The organism is Limnoglobus sp. (assembly GCF_059499385.1).
In genome coordinates this window covers 25663-48780 of the sequence record NZ_JCABYM010000021.1, presented here as the reverse complement: position 1 = coordinate 48780, position 23118 = coordinate 25663, and the positions used below count along the sequence as shown (strand labels likewise).

Annotated in this window: 16 protein-coding genes and 1 tRNA gene; 11 read left to right on the top strand and 6 right to left on the bottom strand. The window is 67.5% G+C overall.

Translation table 11 applies throughout. The annotated features are described in order from the left end of the window. Window positions 1-63: 63 nt before the first annotated feature. The gene (locus tag AC5JJ2_RS03590; RefSeq protein ID WP_495856588.1) at window positions 64-285 is read left to right on the top strand and encodes a hypothetical protein; all 222 of its coding nucleotides are present in this window, start codon (window positions 64-66) and stop codon (window positions 283-285) included. A gap of 177 nt (window positions 286-462) precedes the next feature. Here AC5JJ2_RS03590 and AC5JJ2_RS03585 read toward each other — a convergent pair whose 3' ends face one another. Further along, entirely contained in the window at window positions 463-3669 is a 3207-nt protein-coding gene (locus AC5JJ2_RS03585) for a cytochrome c biogenesis protein (RefSeq protein ID WP_495856587.1), read from the bottom strand. Between the two features lie 34 nt (window positions 3670-3703). Next, complete coding sequence (locus AC5JJ2_RS03580) at window positions 3704-4297, bottom strand: hypothetical protein (RefSeq protein WP_495856586.1); 594 nt, start codon at window positions 4295-4297, stop codon at window positions 3704-3706. A 310-nt stretch (window positions 4298-4607) separates the two neighbouring features. Between AC5JJ2_RS03580 and AC5JJ2_RS03575 the strand changes: the two genes are divergently transcribed. Next, on the top strand, window positions 4608-5081 hold the full coding sequence (locus tag AC5JJ2_RS03575; RefSeq protein ID WP_495856585.1) for a hypothetical protein: 474 nt from the start codon (window positions 4608-4610) through the stop codon (window positions 5079-5081). 19 nt (window positions 5082-5100) lie between these two features. Here the strand turns inward: AC5JJ2_RS03575 and AC5JJ2_RS03570 are convergent, their stop codons facing one another. Both AC5JJ2_RS03570 and rho read right to left on the bottom strand, forming a co-directional pair. Continuing rightward, the gene (locus AC5JJ2_RS03570) at window positions 5101-5718 is read right to left on the bottom strand and encodes a Uma2 family endonuclease (RefSeq protein ID WP_495856584.1); all 618 of its coding nucleotides are present in this window, start codon (window positions 5716-5718) and stop codon (window positions 5101-5103) included. Between the two features lie 139 nt (window positions 5719-5857). Next, on the bottom strand, window positions 5858-7456 hold the full coding sequence (rho, locus tag AC5JJ2_RS03565) for a transcription termination factor Rho (RefSeq protein ID WP_495856583.1): 1599 nt from the start codon (window positions 7454-7456) through the stop codon (window positions 5858-5860). 611 nt (window positions 7457-8067) lie between these two features. On the opposite strand from rho, the gene AC5JJ2_RS03560 reads away from it, so the two are divergent. The 3 genes from AC5JJ2_RS03560 (at window position 8068) to AC5JJ2_RS03550 (ending at window position 11911) form a co-directional block, all read left to right on the top strand. Continuing rightward, window positions 8068-9873, top strand: coding sequence for a protein kinase domain-containing protein (locus tag AC5JJ2_RS03560; RefSeq protein ID WP_495856582.1), 1806 nt, complete (start codon window positions 8068-8070; stop codon window positions 9871-9873). Window positions 9874-9957: 84 nt separating this feature from the next. Further along, window positions 9958-10971, top strand: a complete 1014-nt coding sequence (gene rfbB, locus AC5JJ2_RS03555) for a dTDP-glucose 4,6-dehydratase (RefSeq protein WP_495856581.1) — start codon at window positions 9958-9960, stop codon at window positions 10969-10971. A 208-nt stretch (window positions 10972-11179) separates the two neighbouring features. Next, on the top strand, window positions 11180-11911 hold the full coding sequence (locus AC5JJ2_RS03550) for a sugar phosphate nucleotidyltransferase (RefSeq protein ID WP_495856580.1): 732 nt from the start codon (window positions 11180-11182) through the stop codon (window positions 11909-11911). Between the two features lie 50 nt (window positions 11912-11961). On the opposite strand, the gene AC5JJ2_RS03545 is transcribed toward AC5JJ2_RS03550, so the two are convergent. Continuing rightward, window positions 11962-14262, bottom strand: coding sequence for an OPT family oligopeptide transporter (locus AC5JJ2_RS03545; protein WP_495856579.1), 2301 nt, complete (start codon window positions 14260-14262; stop codon window positions 11962-11964). A 139-nt stretch (window positions 14263-14401) separates the two neighbouring features. On the opposite strand from AC5JJ2_RS03545, the gene AC5JJ2_RS03540 reads away from it, so the two are divergent. From AC5JJ2_RS03540 to AC5JJ2_RS03530, 3 genes are all read left to right on the top strand, one after another. Next, window positions 14402-14490: transfer RNA gene (locus tag AC5JJ2_RS03540), tRNA-Ser, on the top strand. Between the two features lie 169 nt (window positions 14491-14659). Continuing rightward, window positions 14660-15769 (top strand): efflux RND transporter periplasmic adaptor subunit, encoded by a 1110-nt coding sequence (locus AC5JJ2_RS03535; RefSeq protein WP_495856578.1) that lies wholly within the window; start codon window positions 14660-14662, stop codon window positions 15767-15769. Continuing rightward, window positions 15766-18882: an efflux RND transporter permease subunit gene (locus AC5JJ2_RS03530; RefSeq protein WP_495856577.1), complete on the top strand. Its 3117-nt coding sequence runs from the start codon at window positions 15766-15768 to the stop codon at window positions 18880-18882. Before AC5JJ2_RS03535 ends, AC5JJ2_RS03530 begins: the two co-directional genes overlap by 4 nt. Window positions 18883-18900: 18 nt before the next feature. Here the strand turns inward: AC5JJ2_RS03530 and AC5JJ2_RS03525 are convergent, their stop codons facing one another. Continuing rightward, a complete protein-coding gene (locus AC5JJ2_RS03525) occupies window positions 18901-19716 on the bottom strand; it encodes a hypothetical protein (protein WP_495856576.1) in 816 nt (271 codons plus the stop codon). 166 nt (window positions 19717-19882) lie between these two features. Between AC5JJ2_RS03525 and AC5JJ2_RS03520 the strand changes: the two genes are divergently transcribed. The 3 genes from AC5JJ2_RS03520 to AC5JJ2_RS03510 are packed head-to-tail and all read left to right on the top strand — an operon-like array spanning window position 19883 to window position 23117. Further along, window positions 19883-21337, top strand: a complete 1455-nt coding sequence (locus tag AC5JJ2_RS03520; RefSeq protein ID WP_495856575.1) for a N,N-dimethylformamidase beta subunit family domain-containing protein — start codon at window positions 19883-19885, stop codon at window positions 21335-21337. A 60-nt stretch (window positions 21338-21397) separates the two neighbouring features. Then, window positions 21398-22201 carry a Uma2 family endonuclease gene (locus AC5JJ2_RS03515; RefSeq protein ID WP_495856574.1) on the top strand — a complete coding sequence of 268 codons (804 nt, stop codon included), beginning with the start codon at window positions 21398-21400 and terminating at the stop codon, window positions 22199-22201. A 46-nt stretch (window positions 22202-22247) separates the two neighbouring features. After that, window positions 22248-23117 (top strand): UbiA-like polyprenyltransferase, encoded by an 870-nt coding sequence (locus AC5JJ2_RS03510; RefSeq protein WP_495856573.1) that lies wholly within the window; start codon window positions 22248-22250, stop codon window positions 23115-23117. The last annotated feature ends 1 nt before the right edge of the window (window position 23118 follow it).

The following is a 23118-nucleotide window of genomic DNA, read 5'->3' as shown; positions in this document are numbered from 1 at the left end:
CCACGTCAACGTCCGCCGTCGGGTGACCCCGCCGACGATCAAACCAAAATATCCAGGTGACCCGTGAAGCCCACATGGACGGTTTCGTGTGCCGCGTGCGCGCACAGTTGGACGTTGGCCGGGACGTGGTCCGAAGCGGAGCGGGAGGCGATCGAGTCGCGGCCGTGCCCGAAGTGCGTGTCGTACACGCTCAGCAGCCCCGAGCCGACCGGGGCCTTGCCCCAGAAGAAGCCGCGGCGGCCGTTACGGTCCCCGGCCGTGCCGACGTGTGCCCAGCCGGCCTGAGCCTGCCGGAATGACAGGCGACACCGCCACCGCCGCCACCGCCACGGGTGGCCCCCCGTGGCGGAATCGCCACCTGGGTTGACGCGACACGTACAATGTAAATTCGTACAGACGGCCGGGGCGCGGGAACCAATTGCCCTCGCGCCCCGGCCGTCTGTACGAACGACTCGTCGGGCGTTACCGTCTCTTCTTCGCCTTCTTCCCGGCTTGCGGCCCGTTGCCGTTGGCCGCCGGCTCCGGCGTGGCCGCCGCGACGGACACCCGGTTCGTCGTCGCCGTCACGGTCGCCGCCCCGTCCTTCGGCATGAAGCTCAGCCAGTGCTCCAGGGGCACGAGGCCGAGGCCGACGAGCATCGCGTGCGACACCCACAGGCCGGTGCAGACCATCGCCAGCGTGTTGTCGAACCCGTAGGCGTGCAGCCCGATGCCGAGTTGGTTCGTGCCGAACCAACTCCACACCGTCACCATGTTCCCGGCAATCGCCAACAGCGCGATCCCCCGCGTCTTCACCAGCCCGGCCCATCGGGCGTGCAGGATGAGCGCGTTCCAGATCACGATCAGCACGGCCCCGTTCTCCTTCGGGTCCCAGCCCCAGAACCGGCCCCACGACTGGTCGGCCCAGATGCCGCCGAGGACCGTGCCGACGAAGCTGAGCAGCGTGGCGAACGCGACCACGCCGTAGAGCATGTTGTTGAACGTCTTGTTCAGCTCCGGGGTGACCGCCCGCGTGAACAGCCCGGCGATGACGTAGGCGATCCCGATCGCCCCGGCCACGAACGTGGCCGTGTACCCGAACGTCACGCAGGTGACGTGCGTGGCCAGCCAGAAGTTCGTGTCGAGCACGGCCTGCATCATCTCCAGCGTGTCGCCGCCGGCCCCGATCTGGTGCGACACGATCGTCGTCAGCACACCGAGGATCGCACCGATCAGGTTGCCGATGCCGATGGGGTAGACCCTCTCCAGTAGCAGGCCGAGGACGACGCACCCGAACCCGATGAAGATGGCGGACGAGTAGAGGTTCGTCACGAACACGAGCCACCGGTCCTGGATCGACATCCGGGCGATGAGCGCCGCCCCGTGGATGACGGCGGTGAGGACCATGAGCCAGAACGCGGACTTGCGGAACGCCTCGGCGTGGCCGAACCAGCTCGCGATGCACAGGAGGATGACCCCGACGTACAGGCCGATGCACTCGTAGAACGGGGCGAAGGCGTTGTAGAACGTTTCGAGCTTCATCTTCGCCGGTGTCGCGCCCTGAAGCGTCAGCTTGTCGGCGTTCTCCGCGAGAATCTGGTTGAACTCGTCCGGCTTCTCGCGGGAGTACGCCTTGAACAGTTTCGCCCAGAACGCGACGGCCGGGTTCTCCGCCTCGACCGCGGCCATCGTCTCGGCGAACGGCCCGGCGAGCTTGTCCTGCTGCTCCTTCGGCAGTTTCTCCGTGTCCGTACTCAGCGGGAGGTCGAACTTCGGCAGCACCCGCTTTAGCGACTCCTCGCGGAGCGTCTCGAGCGCGTCCGGCAGGGGAACGTAGTCCTCCGCGTTCGTCGGCGACGGGGCGACGAGCGGCACAGACATCTGGTTGATGGCGACGAGCAGGTTCAGCCGGTCGGCCGTCTCGATAGCCTTCGCCTCGTACAGGTCGATCGGCTGATTGTTCCGCTTCTTGTTCTTCGCCGCCTGCGCGTCCTTGCCGAGTTTCTGCACCTCCGCGCCAAGTTCACTGATGGAATAAAGGAACCCGGACCGCGGCTCGAGCTTGAGCGTGGCGAGCACCTGGTCGTTGTCGATCTTGATGAACTTGTACTTCGAGGCGGGGCCGCGGCCGAACCCCTGGCCGGCCTTCACGAGGTCGAAGAACCACTTGATCGCCGGCACCGTGTCGCCGTCGGCGTCCTTGACCGTCTCCCGGCCGCTGATGACCCGGAGGTTGACGCGGGCGAACGTGTCGAGCGGCTTCACCCGTCCGCCGTCGATCACGGGAATGCTCGACGCGGCGACGAAGTTGTACGGCTCCTTCGGCGGGTACATCCGCCCGGCGTGGGCCAGGAGGTAAAGTGCCGCGAGGCCGAGGACGGCCCACGGAACCCACTTCACGTAGGGGTCCGTCGTCTGCGCGGTGACCGACGGGGCGACGAGCGACAGCCCGCCGCGGTCCCGCTGCTTCCGCAGGAACGCCACCAGCATCATGCCGAAGTGGACCGCCATGCCGAGGCCGACCATCACGCACGAGACGTACGGGATCATCCAGCCGGGGTTCCGCACGACCTGCAGGACGGTGTACGACTCGGTCGCGCGGTCGAAGCTGTGCTGGTAGAACGCCTCCCCCCGGTGGCGGAGCGGCTCGTTCATCGCGATCCGCTGCGTCCGGTCGATGCCCTGTTCCGGGTCGATCAGCCGGATGTCGCTGGAGTAGTTCTTCGGGCTTTCCGTCCCCGTGTACTTGTCGTGCCGGAAGTCCACGAGGTGGATCGTGAACGGCTTGTAGTACCGGACGTTCCGCAGGATGGCGGTCAGCTTCGCGTCGCCGACGGTCAGCGGCTCGGCCTTCAGGAACTTGGAGAATAGGTACGTGCCCTTGTCCGCGCCGGTCGCCTTGTCGAGGAACCGGACGTAGACGCTCGGCACGTCGTCCCGCTGGCTGGTGTCCACGCCGGACACCTGGGGCAGCTTCTTCGCGATCACCTCCGTGCCGGCCCCGGCCGTCGCCCGGTTGTCGCCGGTCGGGTTGCCGAGTTCGGAGTTGTCCATGTACTCCAGTGTTTCCAGATCGTAGGGCAGGTCCGGGTGGCTGACGCGCTCGCCGGGGACGAGCCGCGACTGTGGCACCGCCGTGACCACGTCGCCGTCCGGCTCGCTCCGGACGAACGCGAGTTCGTACTTCCGGTTGTTCTCCGCGAAGTTGACCGACTTCCCTTCGTCGATAATCATCCGCTGCTCGACCTGCGCCTCGCGGGTGATCGCCTCGCCGACGAACAGGAGGATCAGCCCGGCGTGGATGACGAGGATGCCGGCCCGCCTCCAGGTGACGCGGAACCGCACGAGGTGCGCGGCCGTCAGGTTCACAAGCATGGCGAACCCGAGGAGCTTGCCGGCCGGGAACGGGAACGAGCCGGGCAGGTGAACGCTCGTCGGCAGGAAGAAGAAGACGTGCCCGAACTTCGCGATCAGGTCGAAGGGAATCCACACGACCATCGACCAGAAGTACTGGTCCACGACCGTCCAGATGCCGTCGTTCATCTGCGCGAGCGTGCCGAAGAAGACGAGCACCATCGCGAGCGCGAACAGCACGACCGTCAGTTGCAACGACGCCAGCGGCTTCAGGACCTTCTTCACCTGGTCCCAGGCCGGCGTCTGCGGGGCCGTCGTTTCGTCGGGAGCGGACATGGAAATACCGAAGCCTCGGTCGTGGGGAGTGCGGTTAGGGGTGCGGCTTGCCCATCATCATGGGGCCGCCGCCGGGCGGCGGCGGGGCCTTCGGGCCGCGGAGCGACACGAACGCGCCGGCCACCTTGTCGGCCGCCACCGGCTTGCTGTACTTGGCGAGGTAGCCGGGGTTGAACTTCTCCTGGCCGAGCTGCCCGGCCCACCGCTTGACGTTGCCGAACGCCCCGCCGCGGGACGACGAGAGCGAGACTTCGAGCTGCTTGTTCTTGGGGTCCGGGTAGACCGTTGCTAGTACGATCTCGCCGCGGCCCTCGCCGACCTCCCAGCCCTTCGGCGTGTCCCACGTCGGCTGGTTCTTCAGCCCGTTCGGGAACCGGACGGTCGCCAGCATCTTCTCGAAGTCGGCCGCGTAGGGGGCGAGGTCGCTCGCCTTGCCGGGGAACTTGAAGAACCACGCCGGGTCGTCGTCCGGGAACATGCCGCCGAGGATTTGGTAGTCGCCGGTGAGCTCCTCCAGCGGCACGTCCACCGGCTTCGGAACCTTGTACGTCTGGATGTCGTCCTGCGGCCCGCACCCGATGAGTGTGGAACCGAGAATCAGGGCAATCGCTAACGCGCGAATCAGCATGTCGTCTTTGTCCGAGGGGCCGGGAAGTCGGGCATTGTGACGCGGAACGCGAAACGGCGTCAACCCGACGTGCGGGCGGCGTGGGAGTTCATCAGCTATTTTAGGAACGCGAGCGGGGAGTGAATCGACGAAGGGGAGAATCCGGTAAACTGTTGGCACTCTTGCCGTGAGGGGAACGACCGTGTTGACAGCCCGTGTGGAGTTTCGCTGCCGACGCTGTCACATGGCACTTTGTCGGCCCGTAGAACTCGCGAGTCGAACCCGCGTAGCCGTCGGTGACAGTCAGCCCTACGTCGCGCAAGGGACGTATGTGATTTCGCCGGGCGAAGACGGATTCGAGCCGGGCGTGTTTGTGATTCACACTCAGGATGTGCTGACCGGTCAGCACGATCAGGACGCCAAGAGCATGACCGGGTGTTGCGGCCCCACGGCGGAAATGAAGTCGATGAACTGGCTTTGCCCCCGAAGGCACGCGGTCGGCGGCGAGCAAACCGAGTGTTGGTTGCCGCACGGCTTTGCCTTCAACCCGACGTGCGTGTACCGTTCCGACGGGGACGGCACGGAGTTCCTCGAAGGGGCCGCCGAGGAACTCCAAACCCTACCGGCGCGGACAAGCCGGTCGTTGGCCCGCGGCATCGCGTCGTCCGGATCCTTGGACGGGTTGTACGCTCTGGCGGACGCCTTGGAAGAAATGGGATTCGAGAACAAACTTGTTCTCAAACACCTTCGGGCCGGACACCATCATCATGCCGGTTGCCTAGTGCTGGACTGGTTGACCGGCTAATCGCCAAAACCTCCGTACCTCAGGGCAGCAGGTCCGCGACGCGGAGCGTGGCGGTCGGGACGGCGAGCGGCGCGACGGAATCGGCGGGGCCGAACGTCTGCACGGTGGCGTATCGGTGGCCGCGAGCGGCAGCCGGATCAGTCACGGGGTCGCGGAAGACAAGGAGCTGTCGGCCGTTGATGTCCAGCACCCAATAGTCTCGAATGCCGGCCGCGGCGTAGAGGCCGAGCTTCTGCGTCGTGTCGTAACTCAGCGACGTGTCGCTGACTTCGATGACTAGGGGGGCCGTCGTGGGGTGCGACGTGTAATCCCCAGGGCGACCTGGAACAACCGCGACATCGGGTTCCGGGTCGATGTCTAGGCCGAGAACCAACGGCTTGGACGCGCGGACGTGCCACCCCTTGCCGAACGCATCGCGAACCGCGTCCTCGGTCTTCGTGGCGGCGATGGCGTGGGGCGGGTTCATCGGGCCTTCCTCCAGGATTTCGCCGTCGATGAGCATGGCCCGCCGGCCCTCGAAGACGCCGAGGTCGCCGAGGTAATGGAATTGCTCGACCGTCCAGAGCTTCTGCCCCGGCGTTTGCGCGGGCACTGGGCCGTGGGCCGGGCGGGCGGCGGGCAGCGTCGCAGTCGTCATAGGAATGTCCTCCGGCGGCCAGGGTAGCATCACGACTTGTTCAACACCAGATCGAGAAGCACCGCGCCACAAAACACAACCACCCCCGCGCGGATATGTCCGCGGTCGGGGGTGGCGCTTGCCGCGAGTCGTCGTCGCGTCAGTTCAGGTTCATCGCCAACAGGAACTCGGTGTTGCTCTTCGACTTCCGGGCGCGGTTCACCAGCAACTCCATCGCCTCCGTCGGGTGCATGTCGGCCAGCACGCGGCGGAGCATCGCGATGCGGGAAAGCTCCTCCGGGTGCAGCAGCAGGTCTTCCTTCCGCGTGCCGCTGCGGTTCACGTCGATCGCCGGGTAGACCCGCTTCTCGACCAGCCGCCGGTCGAGGTGCAGTTCCATGTTGCCCGTGCCCTTGAACTCCTCGAAGATCACGTCGTCCATCCGGCTGCCGGTGTCGATCAGCGCCGTCGCCAGGATCGTCAGGCTGCCGCCCTCCTCGACGTTCCGGGCCGCGCCGAAGAAGTTCTTCGGCTTCTGCATCGCGTTGCTGTCGAGGCCCCCCGAGAGCAACTTCCCGCCCGGCCCGGCCTCCGTGTTGTGGGCGCGGGCCAGGCGGGTGATGCTGTCCAGAAGGATGACCACGTCCTTCTTCAGTTCCACCATCCGCTTGGCCTTCTCCAGGACGACTTCGGCCACGTGAATATGTTCCTCGGGCGGTTCGTCGAAGGTGCTGGCCACGACCTCGGCGTTGGTGCCTTGGACGAGCCGTTGCATTTCCGTCACTTCTTCGGGTCGTTCATCGACCAGAAGAACGAAGACGTAGGCTTCGGGGTGGTTCTTCAGAATGGCGTTGGCCATCTTCGAGAGCAGGATCGTCTTGCCGGTCCGGGGCGGGGCGACGATGAGGCCGCGCTGCCCCTTGCCGATGGGCGTGATGAGGTCCACGATCCGCATCGACAGCTCGTCCGGCGTGGTTTCGAGCGTCAGCCGCTTGTTCGGGTGCAGCGGCGTCAGGTCGGCGAAGCTGGTGATCGTCGCCGTCTCGTCGCCCGGCTTGCCGTTGACGAGCTCGATCTGCATCAGGGCGAAGTTGTCCTGGTTCTCGATCGGCAGGCGGATCGGGCCTTCGACCACGTACCCGGTCCGCAGGCTCATCCGGCGGATCTGGCTCGGCGACACGTAGATGTCTTCCGGGCTGGACAGGTAGTTGTGGGCGGCGCTGCGGAGGAACCCGTAGCCGTCGGGTAGCACTTCCAGCGTGCCGGACCCGCGGACGACTTCGCCCCGCTCGATCTGCCGGCGGACGATGCCGACGATCAGCTGCGCCCGGCTCATGCCGGTGTGCTCCCGCATCCCCTCGCTCTCGGCGAGGGCGAACAGCTTCGGCATCGGCATCCGGTACAGGTCGTCGAGCTTCACGGCCGGGCCGGTCCCGCGGGCCGGGCGTTCCTGTTGGCGGTCGCCGCCGCGGTCCTGGTGGTAGTCGCGGTCGGCCCGGTCCATGCGGTCCCGCATCGCCGGGTTCGGGCCTTGCGTCCGCTGCTGCGGCACGGGCCGCGGGGCGGGCGCGGGGGCCGGGGCGGGTTGCGGCGGGGGAACCTCGGCCTTCGGGGCCTCGGCCACCGGGATCGGGGGGAACGCGGTCGATTCCGGGGCGGCGGGTTGCGACGTGGGGGCCGCCGGCTCACCGGGCTTCCGCAGCACGCGCTTGCGGACGACGGGTCGTTGCGACCCTTCGACGCTCTTGGCGTCGGGCATGGCTAATCCTCTGATTTGAAACGTCACGGTCGAAACAGGGCAACCCCGGACGGCCGCGCCCGGGACAAAAAGGTACTGGGAACTAGATCGGGGCGGGACGGCGGCCTCGCACGTCGAGGCCGGTTCCGACAGGTCGGCGATCCGTCGCCCGTACTAGTCGAACGATACGCTCAGAATTACTCGAACGAATCTCGTTCTATCACGTCGCACGGCCGGCCCACAAGCCGAAGTCGGCCGCGGGGTCGGGTTTCGTCGGGAGTTCATCGTCCAGTCATTGGCGAAGGAACGCGGCGAAGGTCATCACTTGCGTCGGTGCTGGGTTTAGTCAGCGGGTCAACTGAGAGGGTTTAGGTCTTCAGTTTCGGCAAGTGCCGGATAACGTGCGACTTCGACGGTACTTTAGGGACCATTGGTCCGGTTGACAATGGGATTATAACTGACGTTGACGCGGAATCCAGTCGGATTCGCGGAACCGGGGAAAATCCCGCCGCCGATGCGAACCGTCCCCAAGCTTCCGCGGCCGGATTCGACTGTCTTTTTGCGGTTTCAACCCGCGTTCCCATTTTGCTAAGATATTCACTGCCAACCCGCCCGCAGGGATCGCGAGACCCATGCCGGACCCGAACCGCATCACGGCCCCCGACGAGGTGACGTGCGACACGCTCGCCGGCCTGTCGGCGACGAAGCTCGACATCCCGCTGGCGCCCCCCATCGAGGTCGGGGACATCGGGTGCTTCGCCGGGTATCGCGTCGTCCGCCAGATCGGTAGCGGCGGCATGGGCCTCGTGTACGAGGCCGTGGACCCCCGGCTCGAACGGACCGTCGCCCTCAAAGTTTTGAAGCCCCGGTACGCGGCGAACGCGCGGGCGATGGACCGGTTCCTCGCCGAAGGGCGGGCGGCCGCGGCCATCGTGGACGACCACGTCGTCACCATCTACCAGGTCCACGAGGCCGAGGGGCTGCCGTTCCTGACGATGGAGCTACTCACCGGCTGCTCGTTGCAACACCAGACACAGGGCAAGGCCGTGCCGCAGACGACGGCCGCGCGGGTGGCCCGCGAGATCGCCACCGGGCTGCGGGCCGTCCACGCCGCCAAGCTCGTCCACCGGGACGTGAAGCCGGAGAACGTCTGGCTGGACGCCCGCACCGGCCGGGTGAAGCTGCTCGACTTCGGCCTCGCCCTCCGGCCGGCGGACCTGGTCGAGCCGGTCGAGGGGCTGACCGGGACCCCGGCGTACATGGCCCCGGAGCAGGTCGGCGCTGAGGCCATCGACCACCGCAGCGACCTGTTCAGCCTCGGCGTCGTGCTGTACGAGATGCTCGCCGGGGAGCGGCCGTTCCAGGGCGGGTCGATCCGCGACGTGCTGACCGCGATCCGGTCCACCCCCGCCCGGCCGGTGACGGAGGTTCAACCGGACGTATCCGCCCGGCTCGCCCGGCTGACCCATCACCTCTTGGAGAAGAACCCGGCCGACCGGCCCCCGTCGGCCGACGCGGTGATCCAGGAACTCATCGCCATCGAGACGCTGTTCTCCATCGACACGACGGCGACGGACGGGTTGATCGAGGGGTGGCCGGAGATCGTCGAGCGGCCGACGCCCGCCCCCCGGCGGGCGGTGCGGCCGCGGCAACCGGACCGGCGGCCGCTCTACCTCGGGCTGGTCGCTCTCGCCGCCGTGCTCGTGGCGCTTCCGTTCGTGTTGAACATCCCGCTCCTGCCGAAGTCGGCCAGCTCCGCCCCGGCCCCGCCCCCGAAAAAGGCTCTGCCGAAGGCGGCACCCGTGGCGAAGGTGACGCCGCCGGTGGCGAAGAAGGCCCGAACGGACGACACGTGGTATCCCTTGTTTTCGCCGGGCAGCCTCGCCGGGTGGACCCCGGCGCGGGGGAGTTCGGCGGACGCCTGGTGGTGGGAGGACGGCGTGCTCCGCGGCAAGCCGGACAAGGTCGATGACGTGCTGCTGTCGGACCGGGAGTACGGCGACTTCGAGTTGAAGCTCGACTACCGCTGGCGGAGTGAGGGCGGCCACACGAGCGTGATGTTCCGCTGCCGGGACCTCGACACCAGGGTCGATGGCATCGAGGTCAACGTCGGCGACGACGAGAACTTCCCGAAGGTCCACGGCCGGCCCATCGGGGCGAACTTCGAGACCGGCTCGATCTATAACGTGAAGGGCACGACCGAGAAGAGAAATAAGCTGATCGGGGAGTGGAACAACTTGCGTATCCTTTCCCAGGGGCAGGTCGTCCAGGTCGATCTCAACGGCACGCGGATGGTCGAGGTCGATCTCAACGCCGTGTCGGACGAGGTGCGGAAGGCCGTCCCCGCAATCGGCCGCCCGAAAGGCCCCATCGCCCTCAAGGTCCACTGGGGGCACATCGACTTCCGGAACGTGCAAATTCGGCTTCTCGGCGAGTGACGGTTCCGGTTAAGGTTTGACGCGCCGCGCCCCCGGCCGTAAACCGGCGGGAAGGAATCCGGCCTCGCTCGCACGGGAATCGTCATGCCGACGCTGTTGGTCACGGGTGGTTGTGGGTTCATCGGGAGCAACTTCGTCCGCCACCTCCTGGCGACCGACCCGGACTGCACCATCATCAACTTCGACGCGCTCACCTACGCCGGGAACCTCGCCAACCTCAAGGACGTGGCGAATAACCCGAACTACAAGTTCCTCAAGGGTGACGTGACGAGCCGGGACGACGTGCGGGCCGCCATGAGCCTCGGCGTGACGGACGTGATCCACTTCGCCGCGGAAAGTCACGTGGACCGCAGCATCCAGGACAGCGGCCCGTTCGTGAAGACGAACGTGATCGGCACGCAAATCCTCCTCGACGCCGCCCGCGAGTTCAAGGCCCAGAAGTACGTCCAGGTCAGCACCGACGAGGTGTACGGCAGCCTCGGCCCGACCGGGCTGTTCACCGAGACGACGCCGCTCGACCCGAGCAGCCCGTACTCGGCGAGCAAGGCGGCGTCCGACCTGTTGGTGAAGGCGTACCAGCACACGTTCGGCCTGCACGCCGTGACGACGCGGTGTTCCAACAACTACGGCCCGTACCAGTTCCCGGAGAAGCTCATCCCGCTGTTCGTGACGAACCTGATGACCGACCAGCCGGTCCCGGTGTACGGCGACGGGATGCAAATCCGCGACTGGATTCACGTCCTCGACCACTGCCGCGGCGTCGAGGCCGCGTGGCGGGCCGGGAAGAGCGGCGAGGTCTACAACTTCGGCGGCCGGTGCGAGAAGCCGAACATCGAGATCACGAAGCTGCTTTTGAAGCTGCTCGGCAAGGGCGACGACCTGATCCGGTACGTCGCCGACCGCCCCGGCCACGACCGCCGGTACGCCATCGACTGCTCGAAGGCCGAGCGCGAACTCGGCTGGTCCCCGCAGGTTTCGTTCGACCGCGGGCTGCAGGAAACGATCGACTGGTACAAGGCCAACGGCGACTGGATCACCGGCATCAAGAACAAGGACTACCTGAGCTACTACGAGAAGCAGTACGGGAAGTTGAAGTAGCTCGTGGTCTTCGCCGCGGAGCGGCCGGCGGGTACAGCCTGGGGCGGAAGCCCCAGGACCGAGTGAACCAATCCCCGCCGCGGAGCGGCCGGCGTCGGCCCCTACGGGGCGAAGACCGGGGTGGTCGCGACCTGGGGCTTCCGCCCCAGGCTGTACCCGCCGGCCGCTCCGCGGCGAAAAACCAAAACCATTCGATCGGAGAGTCCACATGTCCATTCGCGGCGTCATCCTGGCGGGGGGGAAGGGAACCCGCATGGGCGAACTCACGAAGGTGACGAACAAGCACCTGCTGCCCGTCGGGGCGTGGCCGATGGTCTACCACCCGCTGAAGAAGCTCACCGGCGCGGGCCTGCAGGACATCCTGCTCGTCTCCGGCACTGAGCACATGGGTGACTTCGTCGAGTTGCTCGGCAGCGGCAAGGACCACAACTGCCGGCTGACGTACCGCGTCCAGGACGAGGCCGGCGGCATCGCGCAGGCGCTCGGGCTGGCGGAGCACTTCTGCATGGGCAGCCGGGCGTGCGTGCTGCTCGGCGACAACATCTTCCGCGACCCGCTCGTCCCGCTCTTGGAGAAGGCCAATTCCCGCCCGGACTGGGCGTGGATCGGGTTGAAGCAGGTCCCGGACCCCGGCCGGTACGGGGTGGCCGAGTTGCACGGGGACACGGTCGTCGGCATCGAGGAGAAGCCGAAGGTGAACCCGAAGAGCGACTGGGCAGTGGTCGGGATTTACATCTACCCGCCGGACGTGTTCGGGATCATCAAGACGCTCAAGCCGTCCGGCCGCGGCGAGCTGGAGATCACGGACGTGAACAACCACTACATCCGCCAGGGCCGCATGGGGTGCTTCCAGCTCGACGGCTACTGGACGGACGCCGGGACGCTCGACTCGCTCGACTTCTCGAACGAGCTGGTCCGCAAGGAACCGCCGCGGTTCTAAGGCGAACGGCACGGCGTAAGCGTGCCGGTGGTGTACAAGTACCGGCACGCTTACGCCGTGCCGTTCGCCTTCTTCTTCGCCAACCGCTCCGTCCCGACGACGAACAGGACGACGGCCAGCGCCCCGAACATGACGACGCTCGGCACGTTGCTGTCGTTCCATGCCACGCCGTTAATCTGCACCTTCTCCACGAGCGACCGCAGGTCGAGCGCCTTCGGGATCGCCGGCCAGAACTCCAGGAACGCGACGATCACCTGGGCGATGGCCGCCCCCGCGATGTACCCGGACCCGAGCAGCACGCCGGGGCTGGAGTCGCCGTCGTCCGTGTTCCGCCGGGCCTGGTCGGCCGCCCACCGGACCAGGCCGCCGATGAAGATCGGCACCGACGCGGCGAGCGGCAGGTAGACGCCGACGGCGAACGGCAGCGACGGGACGCCGGCGAGTTCCAGCGTCACGGCGATCAGCACGCCGAGGACGACGAGGTTCCACGGCAGGTTGCGGTCGAGAATGCCGTCGATGATGAGGGCGATCAGCTCCGTCTTCGGCGCGTCGTACTTGTACTCGACCTTCGTGCCGTCGTCCTGCTCCTTCAGGTCGCCGTTCACGGCCGGGTCGCACCGGTAGACGATCTGGCCGGCGGCGTTTACCAGGAACCGGCCGGGCGTCATCTTCGCCGCTTCCGGTGCGCCGCCGACGACGAGGGCCGGATCGACCTTCTCCCGCTTGCCGACCACCAGCACGAAGTACTCGGCCGGGTCGTCCGCGTACTGGCCCGTCTTCACCTTGTCGGTCGCGGTCAGCTTCGCCACGTCCACCGTCACCGGCGGCAGCCCCTTCTTGGTGTACACCGTGCCGGCCTGGTTCAGCAGCAAGAGGACGAACCCGATGGCCACGGCGGACGCGAGCGACCCGATGAGGATCGCGTACTGCTGGTACAGCGGCGTCGCGCCGACGAGGTGCCCGGTCTTGAGCGCCTGCGACGTGGTCCCGCCGTTGCTACACGCCACGCAGACGACGCCGGCGATCGTCAGGGCGAGCAGCTTCGTGCCCTTGCCGAGTTCGACGACGCCGAGGGAGTTCAGCAGGAGCAGGATCAGGCAGGTCAGCAGGAGCGTCGCGACCGTCATGCCGGAGATCGGGTTCGAGGACGACCCGATCTCGCCCGTCAGCCGGCTAGAGACGGTGACGAACAGGAACCCGAAGACGAGGATCAGCAGCGCCCCGGCGATGCCGGTGGCGTTCAGCCCGAGGCCGAGGGACGGGGCGACCGCGAGCGCGAACACGAGGCCGAGGCTGCCCGCGAGGACGACCGACATCGGCAGGTCCCGCTCGGTCCGGAGGCCGCCGGCGGCCCCGCCGCCGGCCCGCATGTCCCGGAACCCGGCCACCACGGAGCCGAAGATCACCGGCAGCGCCTTCAACATGCTGATGATCCCGCCCGCCGCCACCGCCCCCGCGCCGATGTACAGGATGTACGCGTTGCGGACCTGCCCCTCGCTCATGTTCCGGATGAGGCCCACGTCCTTGCCGGCGTCGTCGAGCTTCGACACCGCCGGCGCGAGCGGCTTGTCCAGGTTCGCGCCGAAGAACTTGATCGTCGGCACGAACACGAGGTACGCGAGGACGCCGCCGGCCACCATGATGCTCGCGATCCGCGGCCCGATGATGTACCCGACGCCGAGCAGCGACGGGTTCATGTCGGACCCGACGGCCGCCCCGTCCAGCCCGCTGCCGGTCTCCGGGTCGTAGAGCGGTTGTTCCGTCTCGGGCTTCCAGAGCTTGAACGCGTTCATGCACCACTGGTAGGCGAACGCCATCCCGAACCCGAGGAAGAGCATCCGGGCCGTCGAGCCGCCCTTCTCGCCGGCGATCAGCACGTCGGCGCAGGCCGTCCCCTCCGGGTACTTCAGTTCGCCGTGCTTCTTCACGACGAACGCCCGGCGGAGCGGGATCATCATGAGGATGCCGAGCAACCCGCCGAGGACGCCGACGGTCATGACCCGCACGACGTCGATGTCGAACCCGAGCACGAGCAGCGCCGGCATGACGAGGCCGACGGCGAACGCGATCGACTCCCCGGCCGACCCGGCCGTCTGCGCGATGTTGTTCTCGAGGATGGTCGAGGTCCGCAGTTTGAACGCCTTCGAGAGCGCCTTGAAGACGGTGATGGACAGGACGGCGACCGGGATCGAGGCCGACACGGTCAACCCGACCTTGAGGACGAGGTAGACGGACGACGCCCCGAACACGATGCCGAGGAGCGTGCCGACGAGGATCGGCGTGAGGGTGAACTCTTTGGGCGACGCGGACGCGGGGACGAACGGCTGGAACGCTTCCGGCGGGGTGGACATGGCGGGTCTCGCGGGTCGGCCGGGGGACGGGAGAGGGGACGGCCGTGCGGGATAAGATTCGGGTTGGCCCCGGTCCCGGCAAGAGGCGGTCGCCGTTCTATTGTCGGCGGCGCGTTCCGGTGCTAAGATTCGCCGTGACGGAGAGGTGGCTGAGTGGTCGAAAGCACCGCTTTGCTAAAGCGGCGTGCGAGTAAAATTGCACCGCGGGTTCGAATCCCGCCCTCTCCGCATTCGAGAGCCTCGCTCGGAACGACCCTGGGAAACCGGGGTCGTTCTTCGTTTCGGGCCGTCCCTCGCGATGAGAAAATCGTGAAGACGCGATCCATGTGAGATGCCGCCGGCGGTTCGGTATAGTCTACTGGCATACTCCGCGCCCAGGCTGCCCCGAGGCCACCGCATGAGAGTTCTCCCGCCCGTGTTGGTCGTTCACCTAATGCTCGGTTGTACCAAGCCGCCCCCGCCGAAGCCGGACGCCCCGCCCGCCCCCGTCACCGTCGCCGTCAGCGAGAAGCGGACCGTCCCGGTCGAGGTGCGGACCATCGGGTCCGTGAAGGCCGTCGCGAGCGTCGCCATCCGGCCGAGGGTCGGCGGGCAGCTCACCGAGGTCCACTTCAAGGAAGGCGAGTACGTCAAGAAGGATCAGAAGCTGCTCGTCATCGACCCGCGGCCCTACGAGGCGGCGGTGAAGCTCGCCGAGGCGACGCTCGGCAAGAGCCTGGCCGTGCTCAAGGGGGCGGAACTCGACCTCGCCCGCGTGGAGAAGGTCGGCGTCGGCGGGGCCGCGTCGGCCGTGGAACTGGACGCCGCCCGCACCGCCGCCGCCACCGCCGCGGCGGCCGTCGCCGTGGACCGCGCCGCCCTCGACTCGGCGAAGCTCCAGGTCGGGTTCACCACCATCTTCGCCCCGCTCGACGGGCGGGTCGGCGAGCTGCTCGTCAACCAGGGGAATCTCGTCGAGGCGAACGGGCTGAACCCGCTCGTCGTCATCAACCAGGTCAGCCCGATCTTCGTGACGTTCGCCCTGCCGGAGCAGCAACTCCCGGCCGTCGCCCAGGCCCGGCGGGAGCGGCCGCTGAAGGTGGAGGCGTACCTCCGGGACGGCGAGCCGCCGATCGAGGGCCGGCTCGCGTTCATCGACAACGCCGTGAACACCGGCAGCGGGACCGTCCTGCTGAAGGCCGAGTTCCCGAACAAGGACCGCAAGCTCTGGCCGGGGCAGTTCCTGGACGTGGTGCTGACCGTCCGCGACCGGCCGGACAGCGTGACCGTCCCGGCGACGGCCGTGCAGTCCGGGCAGAAGGGGAACTTCTTGTTCGTCGTCACCCCGGACCGCAAGGCCGAACTCCGGCCGGTCGCGGTGGCGTTCGAGGTCGGGGCCGACGCCGTCATCGCGTCCGGGCTGTCGGCCGGGGAAACGGTCGTCACCGAGGGGCAGCTCCGGCTCGTCCACGGGACGAAGGTGGAGGTGAAATCTACTGCCGCGGCGCGGCAGGAGCGGACCGAGTGAACATCTCCTCCCCGTTCGTCCGCCGGCCGATCATGACCGGCCTGCTGACGCTCGCCGTCGTCCTCGCCGGGGCGCTCGGGTACACGGCCCTGCCGGTCAACGACTTGCCGAACGTGGACTTCCCCACGATCCAGGTGACGGCCACCCTGCCGGGGGCGAACCCGGAGACGATGGCCGCGGCCGTCGCGTCCCCGCTCGAGCGGGAGTTCACCGCCATCCCCGGCATCGAGGGCCTCACGTCCACGAGCGCCCTCGGCGTCACGTCGATCACGATGCAGTTCGACCTCGCCCGCGACATCGACGCCGCCGCCCAGGACGTGCAGTCGGCCATCGCGAAGGCGGCCCGGTCGCTCCCGGACGACATGCCGTCCCCGCCGTCGTTCCGCAAAGTCAACCCGTCCGACTCGCCCATCGTGCTCCTCACCCTGCGGTCCGACACGCTCCCGCTGTACGACGTGAACGAGTACGGCGAGACGTTCCTCGCCCAGCGGATGTCGCAGGTCACCGGCGTCGCGCAGGTCGTCGTCTTCGGCCAGCAGAAGAAGGCCGTCCGGGTCCAGGTCGATCCGAACGTGCTGGCCGTCCGCGGCGTCGGCCTCGACGAGGTTTCCACCGCGATCAAGGACGCGAACGTCAACCTGCCGACCGGTACGTTCCAGGGCCGCAAGCAGGCGTTCAACATCCAGGCGACCGGGCAGCTGACGGAGGCGAAGGGCTACCGGCCGGTGATCGTCACGTACCGCGGCGGCCAGCCCGTGCGGCTGGCCGAACTGGCGACCGTCTTCGATGGCGTGGAGAACGACAAGGTCGCCGCGGCGTCCACCGAGCGGACGGCGGCCGGCGAGCCGGGGGACGTGGCCCGGTCGGTCATGCTGGCCGTCTACCGCCAGCCGGGGGCGAACACCGTCGAGGTGGCGGCCGAGGTCCAGCGGCTGCTCCCGACGTTCCAGGCGCAGCTGCCGCCGTCCGTCTTGTTGAAGGTGCTGTCCGACCGGTCGCTCCCGATCCAGGAGTCGATCCACGACGTTCAGATCACGCTCCTGATCGCGTTCGCGCTGGTCGTGCTGGTGATCTTCGTCTTCCTCCGCAGCGTCCGGGCGACGCTCATCCCCAGCCTCGCCTTGCCGGTGTCGATCGTCGCGACGTTCGGCGTCATGCACCTGTTGAACTACACGCTCGACAACCTGTCGCTGCTGGCGTTGACGCTCGCCGTCGGGTTCGTCGTGGACGACGCGATCGTGATGCTGGAGAACATCATCCGCCACCTGGACATGGGCAAGTCCCCCCTGCAGGCGTCGCTCGACGGGTCGGCCGAGGTCGGGTTCACGATCGTCTCGATGACCGTGTCGCTGGTCGCCGTGTTCATCCCGGTGCTGTTCATGGCCGGCCTCGTCGGCCGGCTGCTCCGCGAGTTCGCCGTCGTCATTTCGGTCGCGATCGTCATTTCCGGGGTCGTGTCCGTCACCCTCACGCCGATGCTCTGCGCCCTGCTGCTCAAGGGCGGACACGCCGGCCACGGGGCGGCGCGGCCGGGCCTGTTCTACCGGCTGACGGAGGGGTTGTTCGACGCGGTCCTCGGCGTGTACGCCTGGACGCTGCGGCTCGCCCTCCGGCTGCGGCTGCTCATGCTGTTGTTCTCGTTCGCGTTCGTCGCCGGGACGGCGTACTACCTGTACGCCCTGCCGAAGGGGTTCCTGCCGAGCGAGGACACCGGGCAGATCACTTGCACGACCGAGGGGCCGGAGGACATCTCGTTCCAGGGACTGCTGGAGGCCCAGGCCCGCGTGGTCGAGATTTTGCGGACCGACGAGAACGTCGCCGCGTTCAGCAGCACCGTCGGGTCGAGCGGGTTCAGCGCGTCGGCGAACGCCGGCCGCATCTTCATCCGGCTCGTGCCGCGGGACAAGCGGGACCTGTCCGCCGACCAGGTGATCGCCCGGCTGCGGAAGAAGACGGCCGAGGTTCCGGGGATCAAGGTGTTCTTCCAGAACCCGCCGCCGATCCGGATCGGGTCGCGGACGGCCAAGAGCCTGTACCAGTTCACCATCCAGGGGCCGGACACGAAGGACCTGTACGCCGGGGCGGCGAAGGTCGAGGCCCGGATGCGGGCGATGCCGGAACTGCTGGAGGTGACCAGCGACATGCAACTCCGCAGCCCGCAGCTGAACGTGCGGATCAACCGCGACCGGGCGAAGACGCTCGGCGTCACCGCCCGCCAGATCGAGGACGCCCTCGCCAACGCCTACGGCTCCCGGCAGGTCACGTCGATCTTCACCCCGAACAACGAGTACCAGGTCATCCTGGAGGTGAAGCCGGAGTACCAGGAGAACCCGACGCTCCTGTCCCGGCTGTACATCCGGTCGGACGCGAACGTGCTCGTGCCGATGGACTCGCTCGTGACCGTGGACCGCGGCGTCGGCCCGCTGACGGTGAACCACTCCGGGCAGCTTCCGTCTGTCACGATCTCGTTCGACCTCCGGCCCGGCGTGTCGCTCGGCGACGTGCTGGCGGGCATCGACCGGGCCGCCCGCGAGGAGCTGCCGCCGACGCTGACGACCGGGTTCCAGGGGACGGCACAAGAATTCCAGAAGTCGGCGCAGGGGCTGGGGCTGCTCCTGATCGCGGCCGTGGTGGTGATTTACCTCGTGATGGGGATGCTGTACGAGAGCCTGATCCACCCGATCACGATCCTCTCCGGGCTGCCGTCCGCGGGCGTCGGGGCGCTACTGACGCTCGCGCTCTTCAACAGCGAGTTGAACCTGTACTCGATGGTCGGCCTCATCATGCTCATCGGGATCGTGAAGAAGAACGCGATCATGATGATCGACTTCGCACTGGAAGCGGAGCGGCAGGGGAAGTCTGCGCGGGACGCGATCTACGAGGCGTCGCTCGTCCGGTTCCGGCCGATCATGATGACGACGATGTGCGCGCTGCTCGGGGCGCTACCGATCGCGCTGGGGCTGGGGGCCGGGGCCGAGTCACGGCGGCCGCTCGGCCTGGCCGTGGTCGGCGGGCTGATCGTGTCGCAGGTGCTGACACTGTACTTCACGCCCGTCTATTACATCTACCTCGACAAGCTCCGGTTCGCGCGGGGCACGCCGGACGCGGCGTGACGCCCGCCGCCCGGCGGGTCAGCCGGGGTCGCGGTGGCCGGTCGAACTCGGCCGCAGCGCGATCAGGTGCTGAATCTCGTGAATCTTCGACCCGACGAACAGCACGTTCGGGACGAGGATTTCCTCCCGCCGGCCGCCGTAGGTCTGCATCTTCAGGTCGCCCGACCCCAGGCCGAGAATCCAGTGCTTGAACAGGTCGTCCCGCCGCTTCTCGAGGACGAGGTTCTCCGTGTCGTAACTCCGGGACGACGCGCCGAACACGGCCACGCGTGTGATCTGGCCGGGGGTGATCCGCCAATACTGCATGTGGTCGATGAGGAACGTCGTGACCGCCCAGATAAGGAACACGGCCGTCGAGAACCAGAAGTACGCCCCCTGGTTGAGGTAGATGTTCAGGTCGCCGAGCCAGCCGAGGATGGCCCCCCACGCCCCGAAGTAGGCGATCAGCACGGCCGCGGTAATGAGCGACATGAGGACCATGCCGGATGCGTACCCGCGGATGCTGATGTTCGAGATCACGATGACCAGGAACAACGTCAGGAAGAACAACACCCCGAGGTTGTTGCCGAAGTGGAAAACGACGCGTTCGTCGCCGATCGCCACCGGCTGTCCGTACACCCACGTGAGGATCGCCATCACGTAGCCGACGACCCAGACCGGCCACCAGTAGACCAGCGGCGAGTGGCCGACGACGATTACCTCGCGGTGCTCCGCCGGCTCGGGGGGCGGTTCCGCGGGAACGGCAACCGGCTGCGCGGCGTACCCCGGCGGGGCGGTGTAGGGCTGGGCCGGCGCGTTCGCCGCGGCCCCGGCTTGCGGCGTGTACTCGTTCACGGTCGTGCCTCGTAAGTTGGTTCGCGGGGGGGCGGCTCGCACGTTCGCGCGGGTAGGCTCGGTCAAGAAAGTCGGCAACCAAGATGCCAAAGCCGGGAATCATTCCCGCTTCGCCCCGGATCGCGGGTCGAGTATGCTCGTGGGTGTCTTCAACCAGGAACCCACCATGTCACTCAATCGCCGTCAGGCCCTCGCCGCGGTCGCCGGGCTGCCGCTCGCCGCGACGGCCGCCGCCCCGAACCGCGTCCGCGACGAGAACGAGAAGCCCGGCACGACCGACTGGCAACTCACCTACGTCAAGTTCGACGCGAAGGCGAAGTTCCGCTCGTCGCTCATCGAGGGCTATTGCAACAAGTCGAGCGTGGCGGCGGGCGAGAAGCTATCGTTCCGCGTCAGCACGCTGCCGGCGACGCCGTTCCGGATCGAGGTCTACCGCCTCGGGTACTACCAGGGCCACGGGGGGCGGCACGTCACGACGCTCGGCCCGTTCGCCGGGAAGCCGCAGCCGACGCCGCCGGTCGCCGCGATGCGGCTCCGCGAGTGCGGGTGGGAGCCGTGTACCGAACTGACGATCCCCTCCGACTGGCCGAGCGGCGTCTACCTCGGCAAGCTCGTCGCGGAGAAGCACCGGTACCAGAGCTACGTGACGTTCATCGTCCGCGACGACCGGAAGGCCGACTTCCTGTTCCAGTGCAGTACGAACACCTGGCAGGCGTACAACAAGTGGCCGGAGAACCACTCGCTGTACGACAACGACCACGCGTCGAAGAAGCCGCTCGTCAGCGGCGTGCGGGTCAGTTTCGACCGCCCCTACGCGAAGTACCCGCAGGTCGTGGACCACGCGCTCTCGCTCGGCAGCGGCGAGTTCCTGCTCTGGGAGTTCCCGTTCGCGTTCTGGATCGAGCAGCACGGCTACGACGTGACGTACTGCGCGAACGACGACGTGGACCGCCACGGCATCGACTTCCTCACGCGGGCGAAGGCGTTCCTGTCCGTCGGGCACGACGAGTACTGGACCCGTAAGCAGTACGACACCTGCCTGGAGGCCGTGAAGCGGGGCGTGAACTTCGGGTTCTTCAGCGGCAACTCCGTCTGCTTCGTCATCGACACGCCGTCGCCGCGGGTCATCGAGCGGGTCGGGCGGTACGGCGGCATCCGGCCCGGCGAGGAGAAGTACATGGAAGACCTGCCGGTGCAGGCCCCGACCGAGGCGGCGCTCATCGGGGCGCAAACCGTCTCGCCGTTCAACGGGTCCGGCGACTGGGTTTGCACGAAGCCGGACCACTGGGTGCTCGCCGGCACGGGCATGAAGAAGGGGGACCGCATCCCCGGCCTCGTCGGGTGGGAGTTCCACGGCGACCCGGCCGCGATCCCCGGCCTGGAGGTGCTGGCGGCCGGCAAGACGCTGACCGGCGGCGAGGCCGAGTCCCACTACGAGGCGACGATCTATCCGGGGCCGAAGGGGAACACGGTGTTCAACGCGAGCACCATCTTCTGGGCGATGGGGTTGAGTTCGCCGCCGGGGTTCATCCTGCCGCACGTCCACAACGGCCGGCCGCACGGCCCGGACCCGCGGGTGCAGCGGATCACCCGGAACCTGTTCGAGAAGTGGCGGGGCTGATCCGCCTTCCCGGCCGCGGCCGGATTCGCGACAATACGGGAAATCGAAGAGGAGCCGACCGTGGCGACCACGCACCTCGATCCGTCTCAGTGGGTTGACGACCCGGATTACCCAGACGACGACGGGAAGCCCATGAGCGACAACAGCCTCCAGTACGACTGGATTTCGATCATCAAGTGGGGGCTGGAGTTCCAATTCCTACAGAACCCCGAAGTCGTCGTCGCCGGGAACATGCTCTGGTACCCGCGGCGGAAGCTGCCCGGCGAGACGGCCCACGCCCCGCGGCAGGCCCCGGACGCGATGGTGATCTTCGGCCGGCCGAAGGGCTACCGCGGCAGCTACAAGCAGTGGCAGGAGAACGACGTGCCGGTCCACGTCGTCTTCGAGGTCTGCTCGCCGAACAACACCGACGAGGAGATGGAAGAAAAGCTCCAGTTCTACGACGAATTCGGGGCGGAGGAATACTACCTCGTCTACCCGGAGTTCCCGGCGTTCGTCGAGGGATGGCATCGGACGGACGGGCGTTTGGTGTCGATTCCGAAGATCAACGACTGGGTCAGCCCGCGGTTGGGCATCCGGTTCGAGGTCGCCCGCGGGCGGATGCACGTGTTCCATCCGGACGGGTCGAAGTTCATGACCCCGACGGCCATGGCCCAACGCGGCGACGAAGAGCACGAGCGTGCGGAACTGGAACGGTCGCGCGCGGAAGTGGAGAGGTTGCGCGCGGAGCGCGCGTTGGTACAAGTAGAAGTAGAACGGCTGCGGGCGGAGCAAGTCGCCGCCGCGGCCGAACTCGAACGTGTGCGGAAAGAAAAGTTGGCCGCGAAGTTACGGGAATTGGGCCTCGATCCCGACACGATCTAGCTCCACCCCGGCGTTACGCGCGCCGCGGCAACGCGGTTACCCCGACATGCTCGCCACGACCCGGAAGCTGCTGGAGCTGGTCCGCTTCTCGCACACGATCTTCGCGCTGCCGTTCGCGCTCTTGAGCGCGGCCGTGGCATGGAAGTACGAGCCGTTTCGGTGGCTCGACCTCCTCGGCGTGCTGCTGTGCATGGTGTTCGCCCGCAGCTTCGCGATGGCGTTCAACCGCCTCGCCGACCGGGACATCGACGCGAAGAACCCCCGCACCGCGACCCGCCACCTGCCGGCCGGGACGCTGTCCGTCGGCCTCGTCGCGCTGTTCACGGTCGCCACCGCCGCCGGGTTCGTCGCGGCCACGCTGCTGTTCGCGAACCCGTGGCCGCTGTACCTGTCCGGGCCGGTCCTCGTGTTCCTCGCCGGGTACTCGCTGACGAAGCGGTTCACGTCACTCGCGCACGCGTGGCTCGGCGTGTCGCTGAGTCTCGCCCCGGTCGCGGCGTGGATCGCGATCCGCGGCCCGGTCGAGATGCAAGACCCGCTACTGCTTGCGGCCGTCGTACTGTTCTGGGTGACGGGGTTCGACATCCTCTACGCCTGCCAGGACGCCGACTTCGACCGCAGGGAAGGGTTGCACAGCATCCCGGCCCGGTTCGGCGTGCGTCGCAGCCTTCGGATCGCCGCAGCTTGTCACGCGGTCATGTTCGGGCTGCTGTTCGCGCTGCTGATGACCTCGCCGGCGCTCAGCGGTCCGATCTTCCTGCTCGCGTGGCTGGCAGTTGGCGTGCTGCTGACTTACGAGCATTCGCTCGTGTCGCCGGAGAATCTGGCACAGGTGAACCGTGCGTTCTTCCAGGTGAACGCGGTCATCAGCATGGGCCTCTTGGCCGTCGGCGTCGTGCAAGTCTGGTTGAAGTGAG